A 16,946-nucleotide genomic window follows, 5' to 3' on the forward strand; every position below is an offset into this window, starting at 1 on the left:
AAAATAAAATTTTAAAAATAAACAAAATGAAAATATCATTTAAATATATATCTTATTTTCTCCTATTCATTTTAGGATTGAATATGACCCTTACTTCATGTACGAGTGACTTAGATGTGAAGCCAACAGATGATGATGAGTTCCTTTCTGATGACTTTTTTAAAGATCCGGCATCATACAAACAAGTAATGGCGAAGTTATATGCAGGTTTGTATGTAGGAGGAAATGATGGAGATGCTTCTCCGGATATTTTTGGTCTTGGGGGTGATTTTAGCAGTTATTTGCGATTGTTATTTGTTACACAGGAATTCCCTACAGACGAAGCTATTGTAGCTTGGTCTGATGATGGTTTACCAGCTATAAATGGACAAAAATGGAGTCCTAGTAATCAGTTTTTGTATGGAATTTTTTCAAGAGCTTTTTATGAAATTAGTATTGCCAATGAGTTTTTAAGACAAACGTCAGAGGAGAAATTAGCAGAAAGAGGCGTTGATGCTAATTTGAAAGCTGAAATTGTTAAATTTAGAGCAGAGGCTCGTTTTTTAAGAGCGTTCTCTTATGTTAATTTAATGGATTTGTTTGGAAATGTACCAATTACTACTGAAAACGACCCTGTTGGTTTCTTTTATCCAGAACAAAAATCAAGAGCACAAGTTTTTGCTTTTGTAGAGTCAGAATTAAAAGATTTGGATAATACTTTAGCTGCTTCTGGTGCAAATGAATACGGAAGAGTAGATAAAACTGCGGCTAAATTTTTATTAGCACAGATTTATTTAAATTCTAAAGTATATACAGGAACTGAAAGAAACAATGATGCTGCTATTGCTTGTAATGAAATTATAACAGGTTCTGCTTATAGTTTTGCAGATGTTCCATATCGTTATTTATTTGCTGCGGATAATGACAGAAACGGAGCTCAAAGAGAAGTAATCTTCCCAATTGTTGGAGATGGTAATGCTATTAGAGCAATAGGTGGAGGTATGAGTTTTATTATTCATGCATCTATTGGTGGTAAGATGGTGGGTGCCGATCAAGGAATGGACGGAGGCTGGTCAGGAACAAGAGCAAGACCAGAATTTGTTAAATTATTTCCTGATGCAACGGCAACAGCTGATCAAAGAGGTACTTTTTATACTAACGGACAAACTCTGGATATCGCTGATTATGGAGTTTTTAGTAATGGTTATGCTGTTACAAAATTTACAAATATCAATTCTGATGGTAGTGCTGCTCAAAGAAATGATGTGCCAGACACAGATTTTCCAATGTACAGATTGTCAGATGTGTATTTAATGTATGCTGAGGCAACACTTAGAGGAGCAGCATCTGGAAATGTTGCAACATCATTAGAGTATGTAAATAAAATTAGATTAAGAGCTAAGGCGGGTGTTATAACAACTTCAGATTTAACACTGGACTTTATTTTAGATGAGAGAGGAAGAGAATTGTTTTGGGAGTGTCACAGAAGAACAGATTTGATTCGTTTTGGAAAATTTACAGGAGGATCTAAAATTTGGCAATGGAAAGGTGGCGTTAAAAATGGTAGTGGTACAGAAGAATTTAGAAACTTGATGCCTATTCCTTCAAAAACAATTCAGGCTAACCCAACTTTAAAACAAAATCCAGGATACTAACTAATCTTATAAAAAAATAAATAAAATGAAAAATATATATAAAATTTTAATCGCATTCATTGGTGTTTTAACAGTGTCTTGTAATGGAGATGATGTAGAAAACAGGCCAGTAATTCAACCAGTTACAGCTCCAGTTTTATTAAGTCCTCAAAACGATTTTAATATTGTTCTTACAAAAGAAAGTGAAAAAGAGATTGCTACAACTGTAATTTGGAATGATGCTAAGTACGATGGTACACCAACCGTTGTAAATTATACTATTGAAATCGCAAAAGCAGGAACTAAATTTGCAACTCCTGTTGCAGTAACTACAACTACAGCTCGTTTCAAAGCTTTGACAGTAGCGGAATTAAACTCTGCTTTAGTTAACGGAGGTTTTATTGAGAAAGAGGAAAATGATGTTGATATTCGTATTAAAGCTACTTTAGGAATTGGTGCTGAAGCACAGTATTCTAACTTCTATACTTTTAAGGCAACTCCTTATCACGTACCATTAGCAAGTTCTCATTGGTTAGTCGGAGAAGCAACTCCAGGTGGATGGTCATGGGATGGTGATGCTGAAACAGAATTTCCTTTAGTTGCAGGTCAAACAGATATCTATCAAGTAACTATTGTTCTTAAAAGTGGACAAGCATTTAGAGAATTTTTATCTAATGACTTTACAAGTGGAGGAAATTGGGGCGCAGGCAATAGTCGTAACTACCCATATTATTCTGGTAATGGATACACTATTGATGCAGAATTAGTTAATGCAGAAGATGGCGATAAAAACTTCAAATATACTGGACCAACTGGACCTAGAGTTCTTAAAATTGATAATGTTGCAAAAACTATAACATTAGATTAATTTTTAGTATAAATAATTTAAAGGCTATCCCTATGGGTAGCCTTTTTTATACAAACTAACCAATCAACCAACCAAGATTATGAAAAAAACGTTACTATTATCTTTCTTTTTGTTGTGGGGTATTGTTACTCATGCACAGCAAATAACAGTTTCGCCTGCTATATTTCAGGTTAACGAGCCTATAACGATTACTGCGTCTTTTGCATCGCCAACTTGTAATGAGATGGGAGCAAATCCCACAAAGGTATATATGCATGCAGGAATAGGGACAGAGGCTAACCCGTGGGCAACTGCAAAAGGAAATTGGGGTGCTGATGACGGAATTGGATTAATGACCAAAAATCCAAATGGTACATGGAGTATTGTTATTACGCCAAGTGTTTATTTCGGATTGACAACAATACAACAAGCCGCTGCTGTAAAAATGGGAATGGTGTTTAGAAATGCTGCTGGTTCTCAAGCACTAAAACTTGCTCCGTCTTGTTCTGATTTCTTTATTAAGGTTGGTGCTTTTCAGGCAACTTTAACTTCACCGCTAGAAAATAGCAATACTATTGTAGCAAGTGGAGGAAACTTAAATATTACAGCTACAAATACAAATGGAGTTGCAAGTTATAGTCTAAAATCAAACGGAGTGGTTATAGATACTAATCCTAGTACTTCGAGTTATGTGTTTAATCATGCAAATATTACGGGGAATCAGAGCTATGAATTAAGTATTATCCAGAGTGGAACAACTATTACTAAAAAATTTACAGCAATAGTTAATCCAGGAACTGTAATACCTGTTGCTATGCCCGTAGGATTAGTAGATGGAATAAATTATAATACTACAGATGCTACAAAAGCAACATTGGTTTTAGATGCTCCGCTAAAAGATTATGTTTATGTGGCAGGAAGCTTTAATAATTGGGTGCCTACTAGTTCTTATGCAATGAAAAAAGACCCAACTTCGGGTAAGTTCTGGTTAGAGTTAACAGGATTAGTTTCGGGAGTAAATAATACCTATCAATATTGGGTTGTTGCTAATTCACCAATAGCTAATTCACCTTCATTAGTAAAAATAGCTGATCCTTATTCTACATTGGTATTATCCCCTTTTGACGATGCAGGAATTCCAGCAACAAGTTATCCAAATATGCCAGTTTATCCAGTAGGACAAGAACGAGAAGTTACCGTTTTAAAAACAGGACAAACAGCATATCCTTGGCAAGTAACAAATTTTGCTAAACCCGAAAAAGAGAAATTAGTGGTTTACGAAGTTTTGGTTCGCGATTTTGATGCAAACAGAAACTATCAAAGTTTAATAGACAAGATTGATTATTTCAAGAATCTAAAAATAAATGCAATTGAATTAATGCCTGTTATGGAGTTTGAAGGCAATGAAAGTTGGGGATATAATACATCATTTCATATGGCTTTGGATAAATTTTATGGCACTTCAGATAAGCTTAAAGAATTTATTGATTTATGCCATCAAAACGGAATAGCTGTTATTCTGGATGTTGCGCTAAATCACGCATTTGGTCGTAATCCAATGGTGAGAATGTGGATGAACGATCCAGATAATGATGGTTGGGGTTCGCCATCGGCAGATAACCCTTACTTTAATACTGTTGCAAAACATAGTTATAGTGTTGGAGAAGATTTTAATCACCAGCAAGCGAGAACTCAAAACTATGTAAAACGAGTAATCCAACATTGGGTTGAAGAATATAAAATTGATGGTTTACGTTGGGATTTAACTAAAGGCTTTACGCAAAACTGTACTGCAAGTGATGAATCGTGTACAAATAGTTTGCAACAAGATAGGGTAGATGTATTAAAAACGTATGCTGATTATTCTTGGAGTCTTGATCCTACACATTATACTATTTTTGAGCATTTGGGTAGTGATGCCGAAGAGAAACTATGGGCTAATTATAAAATTGAGGAGACACCTAGTAAAGGAATCATGATGTGGGGGAAAATGACCAATGCATACAATCAATTATCAATGGGATATGCTACCGAAAGTAATATCTCAAGGATGACAAGTATTAGTCATGGTTTTGATGCAAATAGATTGATGGGTTATGCCGAGAGTCATGACGAAGAACGATTAATGTACAAGAACATACAATATGGTAATAGTAATAATGCAAGCCATGATGTCAAAAACCTAAATGTTGCTTTATCTAGAATGTCGGCTATTGGAGCAGTGTCCTTATTAATTCCTGGCCCAAAGATGATTTGGCATTTTGGCGATTTAGGTTGGGATGCTTCTATATTTGCATGTAATAACGGAATCGTTAATGATGAAAGTGGAGCAATTCCTGGCGATTGTAAACTTGATACAAAACTGCAACCACAATGGACAGGTAATTGGTTAGGAAATTCAGGCCGAAGCAAGATTTATAATGATTGGACAAAAATGATTACTATGAAAACTGTAGAGCCTGTTTTTTCAGGGGCAGTTACTGTGTCAAATACAAATTCATTATCTCCAAATATAAAAATTACAAATGCAGCATTGGCATCAACGCAGTTAAAAGACGTGTTGATTCTTGCAAATTTTGATGTAACTACTCAAAGTGTTGCTACTGGTTTTCCGTACACAGGAGTTTGGTATAATTTAATGGACAATACATCTATCAATGTTACTAATGTAGCAGCTACAATCGCAATTCCTCCGGGAGAGTTTAGGATTTATGGTAATAAGGAAGCATTGTTGGCAATAGAGAATTTTGAGAAACCAAATGCGATTATCTTACATCCTAATCCGGTTTCAGATTATTTTACTTTAAATACTGAGGTTTCAAGAGTAGAGATTTATTCTTTGACTGGACAGTTAGTGAAAAGCTTTAGCGGAAGCGAAAAGATAACTTCTCAGTTCTCAGTGAGTGAATTAAATACAGGATTGTATATCGTGAAGGCAATAGATGAAAACAACAAGACTCAAGTAATGAAGTTCTTGAAAAAATAATTTTATTTGGTTAGTTAGTTAAAAAGCTGTCTATAGATTGTTATAGGCAGCTTTTTTGTTTTAAGTAGTTTTAGCAAATAGAAAAATGTAATTTATTTTCTTTTGTCATATTCTCCAATCAATGAAAAATACCCAAAAGTACCAAGTCCTAAAACGATAAGAGGGGTAAGGATAAATAGAATTATAATTCCGAAAACTAAATCATCCTGTTTGTCGGAAACAAGTTTTGGTAATCCAAATTCAAAAATGCAAAAGTAAGCAGCAGCAATAGATAGTATTATCCATAGTATTCCTAATATTCGTTTTAGTACATTCATTGAGATAGGATTAGATGTGAGTATTTTTGTCTTTATTGTCAATATAAATCATTCCGATAACAAAACATATCGAAGCTATAATAATAGGATACCAAAGCCCATCGAGATAAAAGTCGGATTTGCCAACTTCTTTAGAGTGGGTTACAAAATAGGTTGAAATTGCAGGAAGCAAACCACCAAATATTCCGTTCCCGACATGGTATGGCAAAGACATCGATGTGTATCTTATTTTTGCAGGAAACATTTCTACCAAGAAAGCTGCAATAGGACCATAAACCATCGTAACGAAAAGAACTTGAACAAATACCAGAAAAATCAATGACCATTTATCTTGAGAATTAATAGTGATTGTAGTTTGTCTTTCGGGGTTAATTTTTTCAGCATGACTTATTTGTTTAATCGCTGCAGTTGTCCCGTCTGAATATTCATTGTTTATAATAACGTAATGTTCTTTTTTGTCATTGTTATCGGCTTCAGTTGTATATGTATTTGAAATAACCTTGTTATCCAGATTCACAGTTTCATACATTTGTTTGTATATAGGTCTGTAGAGTAGGATAGCGAGTAACATGCCACCCATCATAATATATTTTCGACCGATCTTATCGCTTAGCCACCCAAAGACTATAAAAAACGGAGTACCTAACAATAATGCAATTCCTAGTAATCCATCTACTTGTGAAGAATCTATACTCATTACAGTTTTCATAAAACTCATGGCGTAAAACTGTCCAGTGTACCAAACTACACCTTGTCCCATTGTTGCTCCAAATAAAGCAAGCAAGACAAATTTCAGGTTATATCTATTCCCGAAACTTTCTTTTAAAGGGTTTACGCTTATGCTTCCTTCCTTTTTTGCTTTAGCAAAAACAGGAGATTCATCCATGTTTTTTCGTATCAAATAAGAAACCCCTACCATTACAATCGAAACCCAAAACGGAACACGCCATCCCCAAGAATCAAATGATTCCGCCGAGAGAGAATTTTTTGTGATTAAAATGACCATCAAAGAAATAAAAAGTCCAACAGTTGCAGTAGTCTGAATCCATGAAGTCCAATACCCGCGTTGTCCCACAGGAGCATGTTCGGCTACATAGGTTGCGGCGCCTCCATATTCTCCACCAAGTGCAAGTCCTTGTAATAATCGTAAAATCAAGACTAATACTGGTGCTAAGAAACCAATAGTGTCATAACTCGGAATGCAACCAATTAAAAAAGTAGAACATCCCATTAATAATAGGGTCGCCATAAAAGTGTATTTCCTCCCAATTAAATCTCCAAGACGTCCAAAGAATAAAGCGCCAAAAGGTCTAACGACAAATCCTGCTGCAAAAGTGGCTAATGTTGCCAGGAAAGATGCTGTTGGATTATCGGAGGGGAAAAATTTGGTCGAAATAACTACAGCCAAACTCCCAAAAATATAAAAATCATACCATTCTATCATTGTCCCCATAGAAGAGGCCGAAATAACTTTCCAAATTCCTTTTGTAGATGTGTTACTCATAAAATGGCTGTGTTTTTAATAGTAAATAAAAGTATAAGGTATCATTTTACGAATATATAAGATATTTTTATATTTAGTTGATGGTTTTTTAACAAATAGGGTTTGTTTGTTGATTTAACATTTGATCAGTAAATCAAAGCTTCATAATTCAAAATAAATTATAGTTTGCAGAGATGTTCAAGGCCTTTAAAATAAATAACTATTGCTTTGTTACGAAAGAAAACACTAGTTTTGCAACTCAAATTTTGAAACAGAAAATGGTTGTCATATCGATATGATATTGACATTAAAAGGGAATTTGGTGTAAATCCAAAACTGTCCCGCAGCTGTAAGCTCATTAACCGAAACCCTTTAATACGTCACTTTTCATTTAGAAAGGGAAGGCTGGGTGTAGGGAGTAAGTCAGAAGACCTGCCGTTTTTATAGTAATAAATAGCTTTCGGGGATTGAAGCTTGAATTAAGAATAATACTTTTCACTTTGTGTGATAATGGTATTGTTTGTCTATTCTATTCTCGTAAGCCAAAAATGGAATTTATGAGATTTTTTTTCTGCAAATATGATATCGCAAAAGCAATCCTTTTTTGGAAGCTTCTCCTTTCGATATTTTCTTTTTCTCCACTAAAAAAATCATTAAAACGTATCGCTTTGCAATATGCTGTGCTTTTACAAAAGTTTATTTATACAACTTTTGTAAGGGTGAATTGTATTTCGATTTAAAGAATTAAGTAATATAATTTTTAAATATTGAATAATGAAAAACCGATTTTTTTCCAAGCAATTAATTGCAATTGCTTCTTTGATGATGCTAACAGTTTCGTGTAATAATGATGACGATTTTACAGAGCCACCAGTAATAAAAGGCGAACAGCAATTAAAAGATACTTTAACCGTTGGGAAAACACTTCAATTAAGCTCAAAATTAGCAGATAGAAAGAATGTTGCTTTTGAATGGGCGATAGATGGAAAAGTAGTAGGATCTGATTCTACCTATATCTTTAAACCAGAAACGAGGGGAGATTTTAAAATTACAATGATAGCCAAAAATGATGGCGGAAAAGTTTCTCTTACTTATGATATCCATGCATGGGGAGCATATGAAAACGGTTTCTTTATGATCAACGAAGGGTGGTTTGGTCACGGAACAGGAACGGTAGGGTTTTATAGATACGATACAAGAGCTATAGAAGACAGTGTTTTTGTAAAAGTAAATCCAGATAAAGATTTAAAACCGGCATCATCTACATTAGAATTTGGAACCATCATTAATAAAAAACTATTTTTAGTTTCTAAAGTTGGCGGACCTGTTGTAGTAGCCGATGCTTATTCATTAAAAGAAGAAAAAAGAGTCCCGGCTAAAGGCGGAAACGACTGGCGTGCAGTTGTGGGTATTGATGAAAATCAAGCTCTTTTGACTTCTGGTAAAGGGATATTTAAGCTTAATCTTAATACGATGGAAGTGAATGGGCAAATCGAAGGTGTTACAGGTCAGGTTGGAGATGTTGTTAAGGCCAACGGTTATATTTTTGCATTGTCTGCTTCAAAAGGGGTTATTGTAATAAATGCTTCAACATTGGTAGTCGAAAAAACGATTCCGGGTATGGTTTTAGGATTTGCTGTTACCGATGATAAAAAAGTATGGGCAGCAGGAGGTAAAAATCTTATAAGTATAGATTCGAATACTCTTGAAGTAAAAGAAATCGCATTAGGTTTTCAGGCTTACGGAAGCTGGGGAGCTTGGCATCCAGGATCTATTACGGCTGCTAAAAATGATGTTTTCATTGCTAAAAACGGAAGTTTTAGTGGTGGTAAAGAAATTTACAAATACACTGGTACTCCAGAGTCATTGACTGCGCCTTTTATTACATTAACAAATTCAAATATCTTATATGGTGCAGGAATTGGTTATGACCGAAAGAAAAATACTTTGGTGGTAAATACCTTAAATTCAGGTTTTGGTGTGAATTTCTCTATAAACAATCTTTATATATTTAACGCTGATTCAGGAGCAAAAACAGCATCGGTAAATTTTTCAGGATATTATTTCCCTGCAGTTTCTGTATTTCATCAATAATTTTTTTAAACTGTAAATAATTTTTACCGCAAAGTACGCTAAGATTTACGCAAAGGTTCGCAAAGCTTTATGATGAAGCTTTGCGAACCTTTTTTTTGTAATATTTATAATCATGCCAACGGTTTTAACCGTTGGAGCGCAATATGTAATCTTAATCCGTCTCCCATGGTTGAAACCATGGGCTATATTTGAAATATGGTAATTTCTGATACGGAGTTTCTTCTCATAAAAAAAATCACAGGTCTATAATTTAAACTTTGCGAACCTTTGTGTTTTTTTACTTTGCGACCTTTGCGGTAAAATTTATTTGCGGTTGAAAAACAGGAAAGTATTAAAAACAAAAAACCCGAATATTTCTATTCGGGTTTTGTGGTACCTCAAGTCCCGAGGCTTCGGGAGAACCAGGGACAAATTATGATTTTCTTTTAAAAAGGATATCTTTTAAAATAGATGGGTCAGCGATTATTTTATTGTTAAATACTTTACTTTTCATTCTTTTTATAAACTTTTCTAAATAGATAGCTTCTTCTTTATCAACGCAATTAAATATTAAAACAATTTCCCAGTCATCAGCTATTTTAGTAAAAGAATTTGAATAAAAATGTTCCTGATGTTTTGAAACTCTATTATCTATATTGTTAGTTTCTCCAATATAGAATTTTTGACAAGAATCTGAGTAAATGATATATAAATAATGCATTTGTGGAGAAGTGTTAAAAACAAAAAACCCGAATATTTCTATTCGGGTTTCGTGGTACCTCCAGGGATCGAACCAGGGACACATGGATTTTCAGTCCATTGCTCTACCATCTGAGCTAAGGTACCGTGCTTGTTGCGGGTGCAAATATAGAATGTTTTTTAGTTTCTCCAAAACAATTTTAAAAAAAAATCAATTCGTATCTTCGCATTCGTAAAGTAAGAAGCTATGGTTTTAACAATCGATGTAGGGAATACTCGTATTAAGGGTGCTGTTTTTGAGAATGATACTGTTTTGGAATTGTTTGTTTTTGATAAAAATGAGCTCCAAATAAAAATTAAAAAAATTTTAAAAAAATTTGAAAAAGTGACCGATTTGGTCGTTGCGTCTGTCGGAAATGTCGAAAAAGAGTCGTTTTTGAATTTTGAAAATGACGTAAATGTTTGTTTTTTGACAAATGAAGGTCATTTTCCATTTAAAAATAATTACGCAACGCCAAAAACTTTAGGAATCGATAGAATTATACTTGCTAGTGGAGCAACATTACAATATCCTAATCAAAATAGATTGGTTATTGATGCTGGAACTTGCATTACATACGATTTTGTCGACGAAAATGACAACTATTTGGGAGGAGCTATTTCTCCAGGGTTGCGATTACGATACGAAGCGCTTCATAATTATACAGCAAAACTTCCGTTATTAACTTTTGAAGAGCCTAAATCATACGTAGGTAATTCAACGCCCGAATCAATGCACTCGGGGGTTGTAAACGGATTCGTCTATGAAATAGACGGTTTTATCGATCAATACAAAGCAGACTACTCAAACTTTATAATAATTTTAACGGGTGGTGATGCACTTTTTTTGGCTAAACGATTAAAAAATACCATATTTGCCAATTCAAATTTCTTATTAGAAAGTTTGAATCAAACATTTCAATATAAAATCAACAATGATTAAAAAAATTATAATAAGCGCTTGCTTACTTTTGTCATTCGTATCTTTTGCTCAGCAAGGAACAGCTTCTCCTTATTCTTTTTACGGAATTGGAGATGTAAGATTTAAAGGAACTATCGAAAATCGCTCTATGTCGGGTGTTGCAGTTGAGCAAGATAGTATTCACATGAATTTAGAGAACCCTGCGAGTTACGCAAATCTTAAACTTACAGCTTTTACGATAGGGGGAACATACAATTCAAGTACATTAAAAACAGATACTGAATCGGCAAAAGCACAAAGAACAGCTTTAGATTATTTAGCTGTGGGTATGCCTTTAGGAAGTAAATTCGGATTAGGTTTTGGATTAATTCCATATTCATCTGTAGGATATCAAATTGAGTCACTTGCTATAAATACAGGAGATAACAATAAAAGGTTTGATGGTTCAGGAGGATTAAATAAAGTTTATTTAGGATTTGCTTATAAAATCAAACCTAATTTTAGCATTGGTGCTGATATGCATTATAACTTTGGTAAGGTAGAAACTACTAGTTTAGAGTTTATTACTGATGTTCCAGTTGGAACAAGAGAGTTGAATACGACTCATTTATCTGGAGTTAATTTTAATTTGGGAGCAATGTACCAATATAAAATTAATAAAAAATTATCTCTTTTTACTAGTGCAACATATACATTACAGAGTAAGTTAAATTCTGAAAATACAAGAAATATATCTACAGGAATGTTAGGTTCTGGGCTTAACTTTAGTGTTATTGATCCTGGAACGGATCAAAAATCTGAGGTAGATGTAAATATGCCATTTAAACTTGCTTTAAGTGCAGGTGTTGGACAGGCAAGAAAATGGTTAATTGGAGGAAAAGTTTCTTATCAAAATTCAGTTGATCAATCAAGTACTTATAATGCTGCATCAAATGTAGGATACGGAAAATACGCTAGCGCAAGTTTAGGAGGTTATTATATTCCTAACTATAGTTCTTTTGCAGGTTACTTTAATAGAGTTACTTATAGAGCTGGTCTTAAATACGAGAAAACAGGTTTGATTATCAATGGAGAGCGCATAAATGATATTGGGCTTACTCTAGGAGCTGGATTCCCTATTTCAGGAACATTTTCTAATATTAATTTCGGAATGGAGTTCGGAAAAAGAGGAACTACATCTGCAGGTTTAATTCAAGAAAATTATGCTAATTTTAGTCTTGGTTTCTCATTAAACGATAAATGGTTCGAAAGAAGCAAGTTTAATTAATCCGGATTATAGATTACAAACTCTGGTTTAGAGTTTAATTTACCTTATTTAGCGAATGAATTTACTTAGAACATATAGCGTCATTCCTGGGCTTGTAATTTTTATTGCGATGTTTTTTCTAGGATGCGAAAGCAATTTTAAAGAGGTACAAAGAAGTAATTTTACTGAGTTTGTTCCTGCTAGTGATGCTGATAATGTTAATATAAAATATACCGACTCTGGACTTATTTCAGGAATTTTAATAAGTCCTAAGATGTTGGATTATTCCAATGTTGCTTTTCCATTTACTGATTTTCCAAAAGGTATAGATGTTACTTTGTATGATAAAAAGCGCAAACGTACTTACGTAAAAGCAAATTATGCTATTTCATACAAGCAAACTTCTATCATCGATTTGCAAGGAAAAGTGAAGATTACAACAGATGACGGTCAGATGTTAGAGACGGAACAGTTGTATTTTGATCAAAAAAATGAATGGTTTTATACCGAAAGAAAGTTTAAATTTACAGATGTAAAAGGAGTTTCTTATGGTCAGGGAATCGATTTCAGTAAAGACTTTAAAATAATAAACTCTCAACGAATAAACGGAGAGATACAAACCGAAGAATAAAAAACAATAATTATGGGTTACTTAAAATATACACAATACGCTTATCTAGTAATTGCAATTCTGTTTATTTATGATGCAGTAATGAAAATAAACGCGGGTGGAGAAACTCCTTGGTTAAGTTTTTTAATTGCGGGAATGGGAATTTTTATGTTTTTCTTCAGAAGGAAATTTTCTAAGAAGTTTGAGAATCAGAATCCTAATAAAAAATAATAAAAAATGGAGATTAGTATTATAATAGTTTGCTTAATACTATCGGCTTTTTTTTCGGGTATGGAAATAGCATTCATATCCTCGAATAAAATTTATCTTGAGATTGAGAAAAAACAAGATAATTTTTTATCCAAAATCCTTACCAAGCTTACCGAAAAACCATCAAAATTTATAGCTGCAATGCTTATTGGTAACAATATTGCATTGGTTGTTTATGGTTTTTTTATGGGGGATTTGCTTTTAAAGGTTATAATTAAATTTGGGTATCATTTCTCGGATGTTACTAGCTTAATTGTTCAAACTGTGATCTCTACCTTTTTGGTTTTAATTACAGCAGAGTTTTTTCCAAAAGTTTTTTTTCAGATTTATGCAAACTCTTTAATTAAGTTTTTTGCAATCCCAGCGTATTTTTTCTACTGGCTTTTTTATTATATCTCTACATTTTTTATCTGGATTTCAGATTTTATACTCCGAAGATTTTTTAAAACTGAAGGAGATCAAGTGCAGCTTTTTTTTAGTAAAGTTGAACTTGGGAATTATATTACCGAACAAATGAGTGCGGTAGAAGATGATGAAGAAGTGGATTCAGAGATACAAATATTTCAGAATGCATTAGAGTTTTCGGGTGTAAAAGCAAGAGATATCATGACGCCTCGTACAGAGATTGATGCAGTAGAACTTTTTGATACAGTTGCAGAACTTAAAGCATTATTTGTAGAAACTGGATATTCTAAGATTTTGGTATATCAGAATTCTTTGGATGATATTTTGGGATATGTCCATTCTTTCGATTTGTTTAAAAAGCCTAAGACTATAAAGTCAGTATTGATTCCTGTAGAATTTGTTCCGGAAACAGTTTATATAAAAGACGTTTTGAATTTGCTTACAAAAAAACGAAAAAGTGTTGCTGTGGTTTTAGATGAATATGGAGGAACTTCGGGTATAATAACTGTTGAAGATATTGTAGAGGAGTTGTTTGGAGAGATTGAAGATGAGCACGACCTGGACGAGGAATTAATAGAAAAAGAATTGGGTGAGGGTAAGTATCTTTTTTCGACTCGATTTGATGTTGAGTATCTTAATGAGACTTATAAACTAGATATTCCCGAAAGTGATTCTTATGGAACATTAGGTGGTTTTATTGTAGATCATACGAAAGAAATTCCTCAGGTTGGGGAAGAAATTACCATCGAAAACTATCATTTTGTGATAGAAGAGGCGACAAATAAGAAAATAGAATTAGTAAAAATGACTATTAGAGAGTGATATTTTTTTAGAAAAGTAAAAATTCTTGCAAAATAAATTGCTAGTAGTATTATTATTAACTAGATAATTGTATTTTCGCAAACTGAATATAAAATTAACAACAATAAAAATGGCAGTTTTAGCAAAAATTAGACAACGTTCCGCTTTATTGATAGGCGCTATTGCACTTGCATTATTCGCATTTATCATTCAAGATCTTTTCAGTAAAGGAGGGATGGGCGAAAGTTCAAAAGACGTGGGAAGCATCAATGGGAAAGATATCTCATTTGAGGATTTTAGAATCAAAGTAAGTAGTGTTGAGAAAAGTGGGCAAGGAATAACTTCCACTGAAGCTGCAAACAGAGTTTGGGATCAAGAAGTTTCTATTGCTTTGTTATCATCTGAATTTGATAAACTAGGATTAAGAGTAGGTGAAAAACATTTACTTGAGGTTTTAAAAGCTGACCAAAATATCGGAAAAAATCCAATGTTCTTAAATGCAGCAGGGATGTTTGACGTAGCAAAATTTAAAGAATATTTTAAAGCAAATCCTGAGCAAGCTCAATTCTTAAAAGATAGAGAGAAAGATGCAGATTTGAATGCAAAATACCAAATATACAATACGTTGATTAAAGCAGGTCTTTATACAACTGTAGCTGAAGGTAAATTGAAATATGAAATGGAAGCAAACAAAGTTAACTTTGCTTTTGCTGCTGGTTTATATTCTTCTATTAAAGACAGTGATGTAAAAGTAACTGATTCTGAGATTGTAGATTTCATGAAAAAAGACGAAAAGAAATTTAAAGCAGATGAAACTCGTGAGGTTCAATATGTTTTAATTGAAGATAAAGCGTCTAAAGAAGATGAAGCTGATATTAAAGCTAAAATAACTGCTCTATTATCTGGAAGTGTTGTTTACAACCAAAAAACAGGTAAAAACGATACTTTGCCAGGATTTAAATCGGCTAAAAATGTTGCTGACTTTGTAAATTCAAATTCAGATGTACCTTACGATTCTACTTATGTAGCTAAGAAAGATTTACCAGCTGTTGATGCTGATAAATTATTCAGTCTTGCTCCAGGTGAAATTTACGGTCCTTATGTTTTTGGTAAATACTACTGTATTTCTAAATCTTTAGGTTTTAAAGCTGGAGTTAATGCAAAAGCAAGTCATATCTTAATTAGCTATGAAGGAACTCAAGTTCCAAACCAAAAAGAAAGAAGAACTAAAGAACAAGCAAAAGCTAGAGCAGAAGAAATTTTGGCTCAAGTAAATGCAAATCCAGATAGTTTCTTAATGTTAGCTTTTACAGCTTCTGATGATTCATCTGCACAACAAGGTGGTGATTTAGGATATTTTGGTCAAAACCAAATGGTGAAACCATTTAATGATTTTGTTTTCAGTAACCCAATTGGAAAAGTTGGATTGGTAGAAACTCCTTTCGGATTTCATATCATCAAAATTACAGATAAACAAGATGGTATTCGTTTAGCAACTATTGCTCAAAAAATCGAAGCTTCTGAAGCTACATCTGATAAAGCATTTACTCAGGCAACTAAATTTGAAATGGATGCTGCTGATAAAGACTTTAATCAAGTTGCAAAAGAAATGAAATTAACGGTTGCAGCTCCTGCTACTGTAAAAGCTATGGATGAAAACTTTGGTCCATTAGGAAACCAAAGAACAATCGTAAGATGGGCTTTTGATAAAGAAACAAGCAAAGGTGATGTAAAACGTTTTGAAGTATCAAATGTTGGTCACGTTATTGCACAACTTAAGAGTGTTAACAAAACAGGTTTAGTATCTGTAGATGTTGCAAGACCTTATGTTGAGCCAATTCTTAAAAACAAGAAAAAAGCTGAAATATTAAAAGCTAAAATGACAGGTGCGACTATCGAAGCAGTAGCTAAAAATGCTGGAGTAGCTGTACAACAAGCTACAGATGTAACGATGAATAACCCAATTTTACCTGGTGGTGTTGGTCAAGAGCCAAAAGTTGTTGGTAATGCATTTGCTTTGGCAGCAGGTAAACTTTCTGCTCCAATTGAAGGTAATACAGGAGTATATGTTGTTAAAAACGTTAGTACTGTAAAAGCACCAGCTTTAAAAGACCATGCAGCTTATGTTGCTCAGGTAAAAGCTCAAAGTGCACAAGATGTAAGCAGAATTCTTCCTGCATTAAAAGATAATGCTAAAATCGTTGATAACAGAGCTAACTTTAGCTACTAGTTTATTACGACTTAAATAAAAGATTATATTAAAAAATCCCGAAATGTTTATTTCGGGATTTTTTTTGTTTTAACCTACAAGGCTTTTAAAACCTTGTAGGTTTGTTTGTATTAGAAGTTATGGGCTTCGAGTCCGTTTAGTTTTATTTTGATTGTGTTCACGAGTGGGACGCTCGCGCCAGCAAGTGGTTGCATAAATCTGAAATCAAAAATCGTTAATCAAAAATCATCAATCATTTTTCTCTGTTTTTCCTTAACTTAATGACATTGCGCTCGCGCCAGCAAGAGTACTATTAGTTTTGCAAAGAAACTCTTCAATTTTGTCTTTCTGACGAAGGAAGAATCTCCGATAGTAGCTCAGTATTTTTTGGAAGCTTTGTGTTAGTTTCTTGCGGAGATTCTTCCT

At 33.5% G+C, this 16,946-nt stretch carries 13 protein-coding genes, 1 tRNA gene and 1 riboswitch; of the genes, 10 read left to right on the forward strand and 4 right to left on the reverse strand.

The window, feature by feature from the left end:
- Positions 1 to 26 precede the first annotated feature (26 nt).
- The 3 genes from ACJ6WR_RS12500 to ACJ6WR_RS12510 all read left to right on the forward strand — a co-directional run bounded on the left by ACJ6WR_RS12500 (position 27) and on the right by ACJ6WR_RS12510 (position 5,446).
- The gene (locus ACJ6WR_RS12500; protein ID WP_323489936.1) at positions 27 to 1,634 is read left to right on the forward strand and encodes a RagB/SusD family nutrient uptake outer membrane protein; all 1,608 of its coding nucleotides are present in this window, start codon (positions 27 to 29) and stop codon (positions 1,632 to 1,634) included.
- A gap of 25 nt (positions 1,635 to 1,659) precedes the next feature.
- Entirely contained in the window at positions 1,660 to 2,481 is an 822-nt protein-coding gene (locus tag ACJ6WR_RS12505; RefSeq protein ID WP_039112525.1) for a SusE domain-containing protein, read from the forward strand.
- A 79-nt stretch (positions 2,482 to 2,560) separates the two neighbouring features.
- Positions 2,561 to 5,446 (forward strand): alpha-amylase family glycosyl hydrolase, encoded by a 2,886-nt coding sequence (locus ACJ6WR_RS12510; RefSeq protein WP_409415416.1) that lies wholly within the window; start codon positions 2,561 to 2,563, stop codon positions 5,444 to 5,446.
- 92 nt (positions 5,447 to 5,538) lie between these two features.
- On the opposite strand, the gene ACJ6WR_RS12515 is transcribed toward ACJ6WR_RS12510, so the two are convergent.
- Both ACJ6WR_RS12515 and ACJ6WR_RS12520 read right to left on the reverse strand, forming a co-directional pair.
- Positions 5,539 to 5,763, reverse strand: coding sequence for a DUF6814 family protein (locus tag ACJ6WR_RS12515; protein ID WP_086895745.1), 225 nt, complete (start codon positions 5,761 to 5,763; stop codon positions 5,539 to 5,541).
- A 10-nt stretch (positions 5,764 to 5,773) separates the two neighbouring features.
- A complete protein-coding gene (locus ACJ6WR_RS12520) occupies positions 5,774 to 7,267 on the reverse strand; it encodes an MFS transporter (protein WP_409415417.1) in 1,494 nt (497 codons plus the stop codon).
- 241 nt (positions 7,268 to 7,508) lie between these two features.
- Positions 7,509 to 7,701, forward strand: a riboswitch (cobalamin riboswitch).
- Positions 7,702 to 8,020: 319 nt separating this feature from the next.
- Here ACJ6WR_RS12520 and ACJ6WR_RS12525 point away from each other — a divergent pair.
- A complete protein-coding gene (locus tag ACJ6WR_RS12525) occupies positions 8,021 to 9,340 on the forward strand; it encodes a DUF5074 domain-containing protein (RefSeq protein WP_409415418.1) in 1,320 nt (439 codons plus the stop codon).
- Between the two features lie 412 nt (positions 9,341 to 9,752).
- On the opposite strand, the gene ACJ6WR_RS12530 is transcribed toward ACJ6WR_RS12525, so the two are convergent.
- Both ACJ6WR_RS12530 and ACJ6WR_RS12535 read right to left on the reverse strand, forming a co-directional pair.
- The gene (locus ACJ6WR_RS12530; RefSeq protein WP_086894214.1) at positions 9,753 to 10,040 is read right to left on the reverse strand and encodes a GIY-YIG nuclease family protein; all 288 of its coding nucleotides are present in this window, start codon (positions 10,038 to 10,040) and stop codon (positions 9,753 to 9,755) included.
- Between the two features lie 52 nt (positions 10,041 to 10,092).
- Positions 10,093 to 10,165 (reverse strand) — tRNA-Phe (locus ACJ6WR_RS12535).
- 100 nt (positions 10,166 to 10,265) lie between these two features.
- Here ACJ6WR_RS12535 and ACJ6WR_RS12540 point away from each other — a divergent pair.
- From ACJ6WR_RS12540 to ACJ6WR_RS12565, 6 genes are all read left to right on the forward strand, one after another.
- Positions 10,266 to 11,000, forward strand: coding sequence for a type III pantothenate kinase (locus ACJ6WR_RS12540; protein ID WP_039112520.1), 735 nt, complete (start codon positions 10,266 to 10,268; stop codon positions 10,998 to 11,000).
- Positions 10,993 to 12,246, forward strand: a complete 1,254-nt coding sequence (locus tag ACJ6WR_RS12545; RefSeq protein WP_039112519.1) for a membrane protein — start codon at positions 10,993 to 10,995, stop codon at positions 12,244 to 12,246. Before ACJ6WR_RS12540 ends, ACJ6WR_RS12545 begins: the two co-directional genes overlap by 8 nt.
- 55 nt (positions 12,247 to 12,301) lie before the next feature.
- Positions 12,302 to 12,856 (forward strand): LPS export ABC transporter periplasmic protein LptC, encoded by a 555-nt coding sequence (lptC, locus tag ACJ6WR_RS12550; protein WP_039112518.1) that lies wholly within the window; start codon positions 12,302 to 12,304, stop codon positions 12,854 to 12,856.
- Positions 12,857 to 12,868: 12 nt separating this feature from the next.
- Positions 12,869 to 13,066 carry a hypothetical protein gene (locus tag ACJ6WR_RS12555; protein ID WP_086894192.1) on the forward strand — a complete coding sequence of 66 codons (198 nt, stop codon included), beginning with the start codon at positions 12,869 to 12,871 and terminating at the stop codon, positions 13,064 to 13,066.
- A 6-nt stretch (positions 13,067 to 13,072) separates the two neighbouring features.
- Complete coding sequence (locus ACJ6WR_RS12560; RefSeq protein ID WP_039116871.1) at positions 13,073 to 14,332, forward strand: hemolysin family protein; 1,260 nt, start codon at positions 13,073 to 13,075, stop codon at positions 14,330 to 14,332.
- A 109-nt stretch (positions 14,333 to 14,441) separates the two neighbouring features.
- Entirely contained in the window at positions 14,442 to 16,541 is a 2,100-nt protein-coding gene (locus ACJ6WR_RS12565) for a peptidylprolyl isomerase (RefSeq protein ID WP_086894191.1), read from the forward strand.
- Positions 16,542 to 16,946: the final 405 nt, after the last annotated feature.

The sequence above is a fragment of the Flavobacterium sp. PS2 genome (genome assembly GCF_046250155.1).
Taxonomy (GTDB): domain Bacteria; phylum Bacteroidota; class Bacteroidia; order Flavobacteriales; family Flavobacteriaceae; genus Flavobacterium.

Coding starts and splice junctions, on each gene's coding strand:
- ACJ6WR_RS12500 (WP_323489936.1), top strand. CDS start 27: ATGAAAATATCATTTAAATATATATCTTATTTTCTCCTATTCATTTTA.
- ACJ6WR_RS12505 (WP_039112525.1), top strand. CDS start 1,660: ATGAAAAATATATATAAAATTTTAATCGCATTCATTGGTGTTTTAACA.
- ACJ6WR_RS12510 (WP_409415416.1), top strand. CDS start 2,561: ATGAAAAAAACGTTACTATTATCTTTCTTTTTGTTGTGGGGTATTGTT.
- ACJ6WR_RS12515 (WP_086895745.1), bottom strand. CDS start 5,763: ATGAATGTACTAAAACGAATATTAGGAATACTATGGATAATACTATCT.
- ACJ6WR_RS12520 (WP_409415417.1), bottom strand. CDS start 7,267: ATGAGTAACACATCTACAAAAGGAATTTGGAAAGTTATTTCGGCCTCT.
- ACJ6WR_RS12525 (WP_409415418.1), top strand. CDS start 8,021: ATGAAAAACCGATTTTTTTCCAAGCAATTAATTGCAATTGCTTCTTTG.
- ACJ6WR_RS12530 (WP_086894214.1), bottom strand. CDS start 10,040: ATGCATTATTTATATATCATTTACTCAGATTCTTGTCAAAAATTCTAT.
- ACJ6WR_RS12540 (WP_039112520.1), top strand. CDS start 10,266: ATGGTTTTAACAATCGATGTAGGGAATACTCGTATTAAGGGTGCTGTT.
- ACJ6WR_RS12545 (WP_039112519.1), top strand. CDS start 10,993: ATGATTAAAAAAATTATAATAAGCGCTTGCTTACTTTTGTCATTCGTA.
- lptC (WP_039112518.1), top strand. CDS start 12,302: ATGAATTTACTTAGAACATATAGCGTCATTCCTGGGCTTGTAATTTTT.
- ACJ6WR_RS12555 (WP_086894192.1), top strand. CDS start 12,869: ATGGGTTACTTAAAATATACACAATACGCTTATCTAGTAATTGCAATT.
- ACJ6WR_RS12560 (WP_039116871.1), top strand. CDS start 13,073: ATGGAGATTAGTATTATAATAGTTTGCTTAATACTATCGGCTTTTTTT.
- ACJ6WR_RS12565 (WP_086894191.1), top strand. CDS start 14,442: ATGGCAGTTTTAGCAAAAATTAGACAACGTTCCGCTTTATTGATAGGC.